Origin of the sequence: Rhodococcus ruber NBRC 15591, assembly GCF_001894945.1 — a bacterium.
Lineage (GTDB): Bacteria > Actinomycetota > Actinomycetes > Mycobacteriales > Mycobacteriaceae > Rhodococcus > Rhodococcus ruber.
Window position 1 is genome coordinate 1 of the sequence record NZ_BCXE01000008.1, and the last position, 13,394, is coordinate 13,394.

The window sequence follows — 13,394 nt, forward strand, 5'->3', positions numbered from 1 at the left end:
ACGGGGTGGGGGAACGTTCAGGTCGCGGCGGCGGCGATGCCGGCGCGGCGGCCGAAGAAGCTGCTGTCCCCGAGCGACGTACCGCTCGCGTAGCCGCCTGCGCACACGCCGGAGGTGCAGCGGCCCGCGGCGTACAGGCCCGGGATCGGCTCGCCGGAGACGTGCAGGACCTCCGAGTTCACGGTGGTGTGCAGGCCGCCGAGGGTGAAGCCCGCGGTGCAGTTGCGCAGGTCCAGCGCTGCGACGGGGGTCCCGATCGGTCTGACCCACTCGGGCTTCTTCCCGAGGACGGGGTCGGTGCCGGCCGCGGCGTGCCGGTTGTACACCTCGACGGTGGCCTGCAGAGTGCCCTCCGGCAGGCCCATGTCGGATTCGAGTTCGGCGACCGTCTCCGCCGCCCATTTCGGCGGGAACCGGAAGTACGGAGTGGAACTGGTGGTGGCACAGCCTTCTTCGTAGGAAGCCTCGTCGATGACGAGGTACGCCTGGTTGTCGTTGCGCAGAAGGGTGAGCTGTCCGACGCGTCCGGGGTAGGTGTCCTCGGGGACGTACCGCTGGCCGCGGGCGTTGACGAGAATGCCGCGTGCCATCAGTTGCGGATCGGCGAAGAACGCCACCTCGGTGGCGCCCATGTGCGCGAGGTCGGCGCCGAGGGCCTGAGCCATCCGGATGGAGCAGCCGTCGTGCTCCTCGATCGCGGCGGCCGGCCGGCCGATGAGCTGCGGGGCGAACGCGGTGACCATGGCGTCGTTGTACGCGAAGCTACCGGTGGTGAGCACGACGCCGCGACGTGCCCGCACGAAGACCTCGTCGCCGAACTTCTTCGCGGCGATCCCGACGACCCGATCCGCGTCGTCGACGATCAACCGCTGCACCCGGATGTCGAACACCGGTGTCACCCCGAGGGATTCGGCCGTCTCGGCCAGCGGCTTCATCAGCATGTACCCGCCGCCCTGCTCGCCGGTGCGCTTGTTGCTCATCTGCGGCACGTGGCCGCGCGGAGCGGGCGTGGCGATCTCGTTGAAGGGTGCGGAGTTCTCGCCGCCCGAGTACATCAGGCCCTCGTCGCCGGGGATCTCCCAGCCGGGCTCGCCCCAGAACGCCGATCTGAACACCACTCCGTTCTCGGTGAGCCACCGGTAGTGCTCGACGCTGCCGTCGCAGTAGTCCGCGATCTTGGCCTCGTCGGCGCCGGGGCCGAGGGCGGCGAGCATGAACGTCTTCATGTTCTCGGGGGTGTCCTCGAATCCGAGTTCGCGCTGGAGCGGTGTGCCGCCGCCCAGGTAGACGATGCCGCCGGACAGGGCCGCGGCACCGCCCCAGCCGCCGGTGCGTTCGAGGATCAGCACGTCGGCGCCGGCGCGGGCGGCCTCGATGGCGGCCGAGACCCCGGCGATGCCGTAGCCGGCGACGACGACGTCGGCCTCGTGGTCCCAGGCAGTGATCTCGGCGGCGCGCAGTGGGCGGAAGGCGGCAGTGGTCATGGAGGTGTTCCTTCTCTGTCGTGGACCGTCAGCGGGTCGAGTCCAGCGTGGCGGCGAGCTTGTCGAGGTAGGCGAGGATCTCGTCCTCGGGGCGGTCGGGCAGGCCGAACATCACTTCGGTCACGCCGAGGTCGCGCCACCGCTGGAGCCGGGCGGGGTCGGGCCGGCCGGCGAGGACCACGATCTCCGGGGCGCCGTCGCGGCCGGCTTCGGTCCAGGTGGTCCGCAGCCGTTCGACGCGGTCGTCGATGTCGCGTTCGATCGGGGTGGTGATCCAGCCGTCGGCGGAGCGGGCGATCCACGCGAAGGTGCGGTCGGTGCCGCCCGCGCCGATGAGCACCGGCGGGCGGGGCTGCTGGATCGGCTTGGGCCAGGCCCAGCTCGGGCCGAACGAGACGAACTGCCCGGCGTAGGCCGCCTCGTCCTCTTTCCACAGGGCCTGCATCGCCTCGAGGTACTCGCGCAGCGCGGTGCGCCGTCTTCCGGGCGGTACGCCGTGGTCGGCGAGTTCCTCGGCGTTCCAGCCGAATCCGGCGCCGAGGACGACCCGCCCGCCGGAGAGGTGATCGAGGGTCGCGACGGTCTTGGCCAGCGTGATGGGGTCGTGCTCGAGGGGCAGGGCGACCGAGGTGCCGAGCCGGATGGTCGAGGTGACGGCCGCGGCGAGCCCGAGCGCGACCCACGGATCCAGGGTCCGGCGGTACCGGTCGTCGGGCAGCGTCTCGTTGCCGGTGCCGGGATGTGCGGATTCGCGGCGCACGGGGATGTGGGTGTGCTCGGGGACGTAGAACGCGTCGAAGCCGCGTTCCTCGGCTGCCCGGGCGGCCCGCTCCGGCCGGATGCCGCGATCGCTGGTGAACAGGGTGATGCCGTGACGCACGGACGCTGCCTCCCTACTGGTCGAGTCCAGGCAACTGTAACGCGTTCTAGTGTGCGGTGGAACTCGTTCCAGACAGCTGTCCATTCATTCCGCACGGGTCCGGGCGCCCCGGGACGGGGAGCGCACTACGCTGGCGGACAGACGTACGAAAGGTGAGGACGATGGCGGAGGCGAGCGCAGCATCGCGATCGAAGGTGCGGCCCGCGTCGTTTCTGGGCGCGGACCTGAAGCCGGCCCAGCGCGCCCGCTACCTGAGGATCATCGAGACCGCGAAGGAGCTGGCCTCGGAAGGCGGCTACGACGCGGTCCAGATGCGCGCCGTCGCCGAGCGCTCGGGCGTGGCCCTGGGCACCGTGTACCGCTACTTCCCGTCCAAGAACCACCTGCTGGTGGTAGCGATGGTGCTGCTGTTCGAAGACCTGAGCAACCGGTTCGGCGAGACCGAGATCCCCGGTGACTCGGCGCACGAGCGGATCATGTCGGTGCTGCACGGCTACATCGGCCGGCTCGAGAGCGACCACAACCTCTACGACGCGCTCGTGCGTGCGGCGATGTTCGCGGACGCGTCGTCCTCGGCCGAACTCGACCGGCTCGGAGCGATCATGACCGGGATGTACGCCCGCGCGGCGGGCGTCGAGGTGGTGAGCGAGCAGCTGCTCAACGCGGTGCACGTGATCGCCGACGTGTGGATGTCGAACCTGGTGAGCTGGGCGGCCGGCCGGGCCACCGCGGACCAGGTGATGGCGCACATGGACAGTGTGGTCCGGCTCGTGTTCGACCGGCTGGAGAAGCTCCAGGCGATCGGCTGACGCGATCGTCCGCGTCCGGAGCGTGCACGCACGCCCCGGACGCGGCGGATCAGGCCGGGACCTCGACGATGCCCACGGTCGGGAGGAAGAAGCACGACGTCTCGCCGTTCTGCACCGTGCCGAACACGGCGGCGAGGACGGTCCCCGAGCCGGTGGCGACCGGGGCTGCGCGGACTCCGCCGAGCGGGACCGCACCGGCGAAGAAGTTCTGCACCGCGGTGGCGACGAGCGGCTTGGCGAACTCGGGCACGCCCCCGGGGACGGCGAGCGCCGCGGCCTCGGCGATGGTGCCCATGGGCACGAACCCGCCCTGGAAGGTGTTGACGTTGAACCACGCGACCTGCATCCCGGTGGTGTTCGCGCCGTCCTTCTCCACGCCCATCGGCACGAAGGCGAACAGGGTCTCCCCGGGATCGACGGCGTTGACGGGCCCGACCATCGGGATGTTCAGGTTCGGCCACGGGCCGGGGGCAGCCCCGGCGACGGCGGGGGCGATGCCGAGCGGCAGGCTGCCGCCCTCGGTGCAGAAGGGCGCGCCGGTGGGGTAGAGGAACGGTTCGATGCCGAGGCCGCGCAGGAACTCCACGGCGTCCTCGTAGGCGGAGAGCGGCGAGTCCTCGGCGACGTCGGTGGCGCCCCCGCGCGCGGAGCCGATGGCCTCGGCGGCGGCGACCGCGAGGGCATCGGCGCCCGGCTGGGCCCGGAGCGTCTCGAGGGCGCCGACGAGCGGATCGGGTGCCGGCGCGGCAGCGACGACGGGGTCCGCGGGGGGTTCGGCGGCTGCGACGGCGGGCAGCGCCAGGGCAGCGGCCACGGTGAGGGAGGCTGCGGCGGTGAGCCGGCGCAGCCCGCGCCGGGTGGTCCTGGTGGTCATGCTTCGCTCCTGTACGTGGTCGGAACCGGAACACCGTCCGCCCCGGAGTCCTGCACGGCTCCGGGGCGGAGACCTGCGAGTCACGTGTTACGTGTGTGACTCGTGGTGTTGGTGGGATCAAGCAGAACACAGCGAGAACAGACCGGCCAGTCCGGCGCGGCGTGGTGTTATGCAAACGAAACGAGTCGTGTCCGGTTCGAGACCGGACATTTCACTCGTGAGGGCGTTCGGCCGACTCCAGGCCCGAGGTGTCGTCCGGATTCCGGCGTAGATGCATCAGGCTGGCGGCGAGACCGCCCCACACCAATCCCAGTGCGACGACCATCATCGCGATCGCAGATCCGCTCACAGTCTCTCTCCCGCTTCCGTCGATTCGGTGTGCGCCAACTCGGCGTCCGTCAACCCCCACGGGGCGAACGACAGCGCCACCGCGATCACGATCACCGCCACCTGCACACCCCATCCGAAGGTGGCGACGAGCGCGTCGGGCAGGTCGCCGTAACCCTCGTCGATCCGGTCCACGATCTCGCTGATCAGCATGTACCCGAGCACGACCGGGGTGAGGACGCCGGCGAAGATCCGCCAGAGGAGGCCGACCTTGAACGACGACACCGAGTTCAGGTGATCCTGCAGCTCGGGCAGCCGGCGCAGGCCCCATGCGAGCACGACGAGCGTGGCGAGAGCGACCCCGACGATGCCGAACTGGTTGGCGAAGCGGTCGACGACGTCGAGGGTGTTCAGACCGGTGGTGGTCGGGAACAGCAGAACGGACGTGATCGTCGCGACGCTGCCGACGAGCAGGACCGCCGGCACGCGGGTGAGGCCGGTCTTGTCCTCGACCGCCGACACGCACACCTGGATGATGCTGATCAGCGACGTGAAACCCGCGAAGACGAGCGAGCCGAAGAACAGCAGGCCGAACAATGCACCGCCGGGCATCTGCGAAACGATCGTCGGGAACGCGATGAACGCAAGGCCGATCCCGCCGCTCACCACCTCGTCCACACCCACGCCCTGCGCCTGCGCCATGAAGCCCAGCGCCGAGAACACCCCGATGCCGGCGAGGATCTCGAAGCTCGAGTTGGAGAAGCCGACGACGAGACCGGAGCCCGTGAGGTTGGTCCGGTGCTTGAGGTACGACGAGTAGGTGACCATGATGCCGAAGGCGACGGACAGCGAGAAGAAGATCTGGCCGTAGGCGGCGATCCACACGCCGGTGTCCGTGAGCGCCGACCAGTTGGGCCGGAAGAACGCGTCGAGACCGGTCGCGGCGCCGTCGAGGGTCAGCGCCCGCACCACCATGCCGGCGAACAACAGCAGCAGCAGCGGCACGAAGAACCGGTTCGCGGCCCCGATGCCGCGCTGCACCCCCAGCGCCAGGATGACGAGCACCACGACCCAGATCCCGAGCAGCGGCCACGCCACACCCGGCACGAAGTCGAGGCCGAACGTGGCGTCGGCATCCATCTGCAGGAAGTCCTGCAGGAAGAAGGCTTCCGCGTCGTCACCCCACGCCCGGGTCGCCGAGAAGAACGTGTAGCGCAGCGCCCACGCGATGATCACCGCGTAGTAGACGCCGATGACGAAGCAGATGCCCACCTGCCACCAGCCGAGGCTCTCGGTCGCGCGCTTGAGGCGGTGGAACGCCAGCGGCGGCGACCCGCGGAACTTGTGCCCGATCGCGTAGTCGACGAACAGCAAGGGAATGCCCGCGGTCAGCAGGGCCACCAGATACGGCACGATGAATGCGCCGCCGCCGTTCTCGTACGCGATGTACGGGAAGCGCCAGATGTTGCCCAGTCCGACCGCCGAGCCGATGGCGGCGAGAATGAACACCGACCGGCCGGACCAGACCTCTCTCGTGCGCACCGCTGCGTCCTCAGTCACTGACGTACCTTTCCTCGGTTTCAGACTGTCGACGCTAGCGCCCGCGGGCCTGCTCCGTGGGTGATCCGGGCGGACGGGCACGGCGTGTCGGAGCGGGGCTCAGTCCTGCCACAGTTTGTCGAGTTCGGGGCCCGGTTCCTCGTCCGGCGGGGCCCCGCGGTAGCGCAGGGCGAAGATCACCCAGCCGATGGCCGCGATCATCAGAAAGCTCACCAGCCGGTACACGACGACCGCGGACAGGGCCTGCGCGCCGGTCATTCCGCTGGCCGTCAGCGCGGGCACGAGCACGGCGTCCATCACGCCGAGCCCGGCCGGCAGGAGGGGGATCGCGCGGCTGGCGGCGGTCCCCGCGGCGTATGCGACGGCGATGCCGGCCAGGCTGGGCTTGCCGCCGATCGCGTACGCGGCGAAGGCGAGGCACGCGCCGTCGCACAGCCAGTTGAACAGCGACCAGCCGAACGCCCGGGCGGCGTGGGTGCGGTCGAGTTGGACCGCCCGCAGCTGAGCCACGATGCGTTTCCAGGCCCGGGCACCGGCCTGTGCGGGCTTCTTGCGCAGGCGGTTGACGCCGCGCAGCGCGATGATGCCGATCGATTCGAATGCGTCGGGCCGGCTGGCCGCGTACTGCACGAGCACGACGAACGCCGCGAACCCGCCGAGGGAGAAGATGAGCGAGAACGGGTTGGTGGTGGCGCCCACGAGCAGCGCGCCCACGATGCCGAGCAGTGCCAGTCCTGCCGCCTGCAGCAGACCGGCCATCACGAGCTGCCAGGTGGAGACGACGGGGCTCGCCCCCCACTTGCGCATCTGCCGGTACGTGAAGGTGGTGGCCACCACCGGGCCGCCCGGCAGGGTCACGCTCATCGAGTTCGCGGCGTACGCCACCGACAGGGACTGGCGCTGCGTCACCGTGACCCCGGCCGCGGACAGCAGGGTGCGCTGCACGCGCGCGAAGCTCGACATCTCGGTCAGTGCGGCCAGGATTGCCGCGCCCACCCACCACCAGCGCAGGTCGGAGAGGTTGCCGACGCTGGTCTTCAGCTCCGGCCAGACGAGGACGACCTCGACGGTGAGGACGACGACGAGCACGAGTCCGAGCAGCCACTTGAGGCGCCGGCGCCGGGTCGGCGACATTCCGCCGTTGCCGTTGCCGTTGCCGTTGCCGTTGCCGTGGCCCGGGGTGCGGTCGTGTTCTCCCACGGCCGCGTCCCCGTTCTCACCCGCATCGGTCATGCGGGCCAATTCGCGAGCGTCTTCCGGTACAGGCCCTCCACCTCCGCGACCCGCGCGCCGAGCTCGTCGAGCGTCCAGTCGCTCACGTCGATGGGGTCGAGAACCACCACGTCGACGGTTCCCGGCCGCAGTACCGTGGAGTGCTTCCACAGCACCTCCCCGGCGTTGCGGATCACCACCGGCACGATCGGGACGCCCGCCTGCATGGCGATGTGGAACGCGCCCTTCTTGAACCGGCCGATCTCCGGGGTCAGGGAGCGGGTGCCCTCCGGCGCGATGATCACCGAGGTGCCCTCGCGCAGTGTGTCGACTACGGGACCGAGTGCCGCCTTCGCCTGCTCGGTGTTGGCCCGGTCCACGAACGCGGCCCCGACGAAGCGGAGCACCAGCCCGAACAGCGGGTCGCTCGCCATCTCCTTCTTCGTGACCCCGGTGAAGCTGTGCCGCAGCACCCGCGCCATGATCACCGGATCGAGCTGGCTCTGGTGGTTGAAGATGAAGACCGCGGGACGCTGTGACCAGGCGTTGGCCTCGTTCCGGATGTCGACATCGATGCCGGCGAGGGCCAGCGGGACCTCGCCCGCCAGGGTGGCGATCGAGTCCAGCGCCACCTTCTTGTTGCGGTTGAGCAGGCCGAGACCGACACCGGTCCACACCGAGCCGAACAGGCCGCCGTACGCGGCGAGGGTGCGGACCACCTCTTTGGTGCCCGGCGTTCCGCGCGGCCTGAATCGCAGGATCGGCCAGCCTTGCGCGGCGGCGGTGCGCTCGAGGTTCCGGTCCGGGTTGGTCGGCGTCGGATTGCCCATCGTGGCGAGGAAGTCGGCGTCCTCGCCCCCGTTGGAATACGTGTAGCTCTGCTCGCGATCGATGCTGTTCGCCTCCGCGAAGGCCAGCACGGCCTGTGCTTTTCCGCTGCGCCACAACGACTTTCCGTCCACCCGGCCCGTGAGCACCCCGTCGCGCACCTCGAGCGGGCTGAACAGGACGTGCTCGACGCCGAGCGCATCCGCCGTTGCCTGGATCTGGTAGCGCGACGCCGAGGACGCGATCACCACGGTGTGCCCCGCCGCCTGGTGCGCCCGGATGAGCTGCCACGCCTCGGGATAGATGTGGCCGGCGATCGTGGACGCGAACAACCGGCGCCCGATCTCGTACAGTTCCTCCTCGGTGTGCCCGCCCCACGCCTTGAACGCCACCGCGACGAACCGTTCGAAGTCCGCCTCGGTGTCGTGGCCGCGCAAACCGTTGAGCATGGTGGCGGCGAGTTCGGCGGCGCCGACCTTCCCGGCGAGCAACCGGTCGCGGAAGAAGTGCAGGCCGGAGAAGCCGTGGACGATCGTGCCGTCGAAATCGAAGAACGCCGCGATCTCCGGACCCTTCGGCCCGGTTCGCACCCGCTCGAGCGCTTCCTCGAGGATCACCGCTCCGCCTTTCTGTTGGATACGTCGAGAGATTCGGCGAGCCGGACCCGCTCACCCACCGCGAGCAGCTGCGCCGCGAACTCCTCCCGTCGCTGCCGGATCTCGTCGCCTCCACGTTCCAGCAGCCCGCGGTTGGCGGCAAGCTGCAGCGCCGTCGCGAACAGTTCCGACGAGACCGACTCGGGCCCGAACAGCCGGCCCTGCAGCAGCATCTGCCGGCCGACCGCGACGCACTCGTCCAGGAACGTCTTGCGGTCGACCTGCAGGGCCGGGTCACGCCGGGCAAGGCGTTCGGCGACGACGAGCTGCGCGTCCAAGAAGGACCGCAGCGCGCGGTGCGCCATGAAGAACCCGGTTTCGAGCAGCGCGGTCAGCGCCAGCTCCACATCCGGCAGGGCGTCACGCCAGGACGGCATCAGCAGGGCGATCTCGTCGCGCATGTCGGCCTCGAACCGGTCCCGGTCGGGGAAGAAGAACTCGAACTTGAGCAGGTCGCGCACCGCCTTGGCCTCCTCCCACGCCGCCCGCACCGGGTCGAGGCCGGGATTGGCGTGCGCGTGGAGGACCGCCAGCTCCATCAGGGCGCGGTTGACGAACCAGTGCACGCCGCTGTTGCGATAGAACGCGGCGACCAGGTGCTGCCCGGGCTGGATCGAGTAGACCGGCTCGTCCCCACCGGCGTAGGTGGTGACGACGCCGGCATCGCTCAGCGCGGACAGGACGTTCTCCAGGCCGCCCTCGACGTCGAGGACGTCGAGTTCGCCCTGCGGTATCCCGCGGGCGTCGATGTACCGGCGGACCGGTGCGATGACCGCCCGCACCTCGTCGAGGGTCAGCGCCCGGTCCCGGACACCGAGCAGGGCGAGCGTGACCAGGCAGTTCACGGTGACCGGGGTGTGGCAGTTGATGCCCACGGCCACCTCGAACGCGACCTTCTGCAGCGCCTTGCGGCTGCGCTCGGTGTATTCGGTCTCGTCCGCGGCGGGTTCGCCGGACAGCTCCGGGTCCCCGCTCGCGGCGAGCTGCGAGCGCATCGACAGCGGTTCCCCGAACCGCACGTACACGTTGCCCGCGCGGCGGCGCTGGTTGCGCGCGTACCTCGCCAGCCAGGCCAGACCCTCGGGCTTCTTCTGGGCGCCGGTCTGTTCGGCCGCGACGGCCGCGACCTCGGCGAGCCCCTCGTAGGTGATGGAGACCGGCACGAGCATCGCGTCCTCCACCCGGCCGCCCCGGATCGCGTTCGCGACGTAGTTGAGCAGGCCGTAGCGGGGCGAGCGGAGTTTGCCGGTGCGGGTGCGGCCCCCCTCGAAGTACCACTCCAGGTTGAACCGCTTCGTCAGCAGATATGCGAAGTACTCCTCCAGCGCCGCCTTGTACACGGCGTCGTCACCGAAGCTGCGACGGATGAACACGGTGCCGGTGCGCCGGGCGATCGGACCGATCGGCCAGAACGTCAGATTGGCGCCACCCATGAGGTGGTTCCGCGGGAAGTCGTTCCGGGCCAGCACGTCGCCGAGCACGAAGGCGTCCGCGTAGGACCGGTGCGACGGCAGGAACACCAGCGGGTAGCGGCGGTTGAGGTCGCGCAGACTCCGCAGCCCCGTTTCATCGGCGTGCACGGTCCACGCCGCGGAGTGCAACGGCCGCATCATCTCGGTGAACAGGTCCGTCACCAGCCGGGACTGGACGGCGACGAGTTCCCCGAGCGCGGAGGTCGCGCGTGCCCGCACCTCCTCGGGCGCGATGTTGTGCTCGGTGCTGATCGCGTCGAGCCGGCGCCGGAACGACGCCGAATCCATGATCTGCTCCGCTACCAGCTTCGGCACCTTGTACCGGTCGCCGATGACGGCCCGCTCGGCGCGATCGAGACCCACCACCGCGCGGTGGGTCACGAACCGGGCGAACGACTCGGGTGCCGGATCGCCGTCCTCGGCGAGGTGCCGGGACCGCAACTCGCTCAGCCGTGCCGGCTCGGCGAGGACGATCCGGAATCGGTCGGGGGAACGCCCGACCAGCCACTTCTGCAGGAACCGGTTCGGATTGCGCGGGTTGGTCAGCGCCACGATGTCGGAGAACCGGACCCGCCGCTCGCCGTCGCGAGCCTCCGGCAACCACACCACGCCCACGGGCAGCACCAGGGGATCGTCGCCCCGGCCGACGAGATCCTGCGCGAGACGACGTGGGTCGAGGTCCATCTCCTCGACCGGCCCGTCCGCGCGGTACTCTGCCGGCACCTCGTCCGACCGCAGCCAGTGCGAGATCAACCTGCGCTCGATCGGTGTCGTCGTCTCGGTGAGAACCACCGTCGGGTGCCCGCCGATGTCCGAGTCCCGCCCGTTCGTGCTCATGTCTCCCCATTCCCGGATAGTCCGAATGAAACGTACCGCGGATCGGCCGCCCGCTCCGGCGCAACCACACGAGAGACCTTCGGCACTTCTGCCGGCGCGCGATCCGGTCCACGCTGAGGCAAGGTGGGCAACGTACCGAAGTTCGACAGGCTTCATCGGGGAGGAACTCCGTGACCGGCACCGACCGATCCGAACCGGCGTACGCGGCGATCCGGGAGACCCACACCTCCGTGGTGTTCTTCGTCGGGGGCCGCGTGCACAAGCTCAAGAAGCCGCTCGACCTCGGGTTCCTCGACAACCGGACCCGGCAGGCGCGGGAGCGGGCCTGCCACCGTGAGGTCGAACTCAACCGGCGTCTCGCCCCCGACGTCTACCTCGGCGTCGCCGACGTGCACGGGCCCGACGGTCTGGTGTGCGAGCACCTCGTCGAGATGCGCCGGTTGCCCGACGACCGTCGCCTCGCCGCCCTGGTGCAGCGCGGCGAGCCCGTCGCCGCGGTCGTCACCGCCGTCGCGCGGCAGGTCGCCGCCCTGCACGCCGCGTCGCCGCACGAGCCGGCGATCGACCAGTGTGCCACGGCGCAGTTCCTCGGCGGACTGTGGCGGGAGAGCCTGGATCACCTCGACCGGCTGCCCGTCGGGGCGGAGGCGACGGACCTGCTCACCGCGATCCGGGACATGGCCGGCCGCTATCTCGCGGGCCGCGAGCGGTTGCTCGACGAGCGGATCGCCGCGGGGCGCGCCGTCGACGGGCACGGGGATCTGCTCGCCGACGACATCTTCTGCCTCGACGACGGCCCCCGGATCATCGACTGTCTCGAGTTCGACGACCGGTTGCGCTACGGCGACGCCGCTCTCGACATCGCCTTCCTCGCGATGGACCTCGAACGGCTCGGCGGTGAGGCGGCGGCGCGGCAACTGCTGCCCGCCTACGCCGAGTTCTCTGCCGACGCGTTCCCGTCGTCGCTGATGCACCACTACATCGCGTACCGGGCCGTGGTCCGGGCGAAGGTCGCCGCGCTGCGGCACGAGCAGGGCGACGAGCACTCCCGGGGCAGCGCGCTCGCGCTGCTGGACCAGACCCGGCGCAACCTCGATCGGGGCCGCGTCCGGCTCGTCGTCGTCGGGGGTCTGTCCGCCACCGGCAAGACGACCGTGGCGCACCTGGCGGGGCAGCACCTGGGCGCGACCGTGCTGCGCAGCGATGTGGTCCGAAAGGAACTGGCCGGTCTCGCCCCGACCGCCGATGCCACCGCCGCCGTCGGTGCCGGGCTCTACAGCGCCGCCCACACCGACGAGACCTACGACGAGCTGCTGCGCCGCGCCGCCGTCGCCCTCGGTCACGGCGAGTCGGTCGTCCTGGACGCGACGTGGCTCACCGAGCCCCGGCGGGAGGCGGCGCGGGCGGTCGCCGCCGCCGCGACCGCCGACCTCGTCGAGATCGAGTGCCGGGCGGACCCGGCGGTGCTGGTCCGCCGCATCGTGGCCCGGCGTGAGCGGGGCGGCGACGCGTCGGATGCCACGCCCGCGGTCCTGGACGACCAGCTCCACGTGCGCGACGAATGGCCCACGGCGCGCGTCGTGGACACGAGCGGCGACAGCCTTCCCGACGGCGCGTGGCTCGAACGGGAACTCGGCCCCCGGCCGTGGTGAGGACAGGCTCGCATTGCTACCGCGACGGGTGGAATCGCCCTAGCCTGAGGGCATGTCGACCGATCCCTCGCTCAGCCACGCCGACGTCGAACCGCATTCCGGCGGCATCTCGGCGAAACTGAACTGGCTGCGCGCCGGCGTCATGGGCGCGAACGACGGCATCGTCTCCACGGCCGGTCTCGTCGTCGGTGTCGCTGCCGCCACCACCGACGAATCGACCATTCTCACAGCGGGTTTCGCCGGCCTCGCGGCGGGTGCGGTGTCGATGGCCCTGGGGGAGTACGTGTCGGTCAGCGCGCAGCGGGACACCGAGCGGGCGCTGCTGCACAAGGAACGCCGCGAGCTCGAGGAGATGCCGGACGCCGAGCTCGAGGAGCTGACCGCGCTGCTCGAAGGCAAGGGGATGTCGAGGGTGACGGCGCGCACCGCGGCGAAGGAGATGACCGAGCGCGACGCGCTGTCTGCACACGCCGAGGTCGAACTCGGTATCGACCCCGGGGCGCTGGCGAATCCGTGGGCCGCGGCGCTCTCGTCGGCGGTCGCGTTCACCGTCGGCGCACTCGTGCCGCTGCTCGTGATCGTGCTGCCGCCGGCGGACCTGCGGGTTCCCGTCACCTTCGTGTCGGTGCTCGTGGCGCTGGCCCTGACGGGCTCGGTCAGCGCGTGGCTCGGTGGGGCGCGGCGCGGGCGGGCGATGTCCCGCGTCGTGATCGGCGGTGCGCTCGCGATGATCGTGACGTACGCGGTGGGTCTGGCATTCGGGACCGCGACGGCCTGAGCCCGGTGCCGCCCCGGGACGGGCG

11 protein-coding genes are annotated in these 13,394 nt (G+C 70.7%); 3 read left to right on the plus strand and 8 right to left on the minus strand.

Going from position 1 to position 13,394, the window contains the following annotated elements; genetic code table 11:
- Positions 1-17: 17 nt before the first annotated feature.
- Together RR3_RS06235 and RR3_RS06240 are read right to left on the minus strand one after the other, a co-directional pair.
- Positions 18-1,484, minus strand: a complete 1,467-nt coding sequence (locus RR3_RS06235) for an FAD-dependent oxidoreductase (RefSeq protein WP_010593908.1) — start codon at positions 1,482-1,484, stop codon at positions 18-20.
- A 28-nt stretch (positions 1,485-1,512) separates the two neighbouring features.
- Positions 1,513-2,364 carry an LLM class F420-dependent oxidoreductase gene (locus RR3_RS06240; protein WP_064065861.1) on the minus strand — a complete coding sequence of 284 codons (852 nt, stop codon included), beginning with the start codon at positions 2,362-2,364 and terminating at the stop codon, positions 1,513-1,515.
- Between the two features lie 161 nt (positions 2,365-2,525).
- Between RR3_RS06240 and RR3_RS06245 the strand changes: the two genes are divergently transcribed.
- Positions 2,526-3,173, plus strand: a complete 648-nt coding sequence (locus RR3_RS06245; protein WP_010593910.1) for a TetR family transcriptional regulator — start codon at positions 2,526-2,528, stop codon at positions 3,171-3,173.
- Positions 3,174-3,222: 49 nt separating this feature from the next.
- Here RR3_RS06245 and RR3_RS06250 read toward each other — a convergent pair whose 3' ends face one another.
- The 6 genes from RR3_RS06250 to RR3_RS06275 form a co-directional block, all read right to left on the minus strand.
- Positions 3,223-4,047, minus strand: coding sequence for a hypothetical protein (locus RR3_RS06250; RefSeq protein WP_064065860.1), 825 nt, complete (start codon positions 4,045-4,047; stop codon positions 3,223-3,225).
- Between the two features lie 211 nt (positions 4,048-4,258).
- A complete protein-coding gene (locus tag RR3_RS06255; RefSeq protein ID WP_017680887.1) occupies positions 4,259-4,396 on the minus strand; it encodes a methionine/alanine import family NSS transporter small subunit in 138 nt (45 codons plus the stop codon).
- A complete protein-coding gene (locus RR3_RS06260) occupies positions 4,393-5,934 on the minus strand; it encodes a sodium-dependent transporter (RefSeq protein WP_064065859.1) in 1,542 nt (513 codons plus the stop codon). Before RR3_RS06260 ends, RR3_RS06255 begins: the two co-directional genes overlap by 4 nt.
- Positions 5,935-6,033: 99 nt before the next feature.
- Positions 6,034-7,167, minus strand: coding sequence for a lysylphosphatidylglycerol synthase transmembrane domain-containing protein (locus RR3_RS06265; RefSeq protein ID WP_174557552.1), 1,134 nt, complete (start codon positions 7,165-7,167; stop codon positions 6,034-6,036).
- Positions 7,164-8,591, minus strand: a complete 1,428-nt coding sequence (locus RR3_RS06270) for an HAD-IB family hydrolase (protein ID WP_064065858.1) — start codon at positions 8,589-8,591, stop codon at positions 7,164-7,166. The genes RR3_RS06265 and RR3_RS06270 overlap by 4 nt, the downstream gene beginning before the upstream one ends.
- The gene (locus RR3_RS06275) at positions 8,588-10,939 is read right to left on the minus strand and encodes a glycerol-3-phosphate 1-O-acyltransferase (protein WP_017680883.1); all 2,352 of its coding nucleotides are present in this window, start codon (positions 10,937-10,939) and stop codon (positions 8,588-8,590) included. Before RR3_RS06275 ends, RR3_RS06270 begins: the two co-directional genes overlap by 4 nt.
- Before the next feature lie 170 nt (positions 10,940-11,109).
- Here RR3_RS06275 and RR3_RS06280 point away from each other — a divergent pair, with 170 nt between their 5' ends.
- On the plus strand, positions 11,110-12,591 hold the full coding sequence (locus RR3_RS06280) for a bifunctional aminoglycoside phosphotransferase/ATP-binding protein (protein WP_040274103.1): 1,482 nt from the start codon (positions 11,110-11,112) through the stop codon (positions 12,589-12,591).
- A gap of 52 nt (positions 12,592-12,643) precedes the next feature.
- Positions 12,644-13,369 carry a VIT1/CCC1 transporter family protein gene (locus RR3_RS06285; RefSeq protein WP_010593919.1) on the plus strand — a complete coding sequence of 242 codons (726 nt, stop codon included), beginning with the start codon at positions 12,644-12,646 and terminating at the stop codon, positions 13,367-13,369.
- The last annotated feature ends 25 nt before the right edge of the window (positions 13,370-13,394 follow it).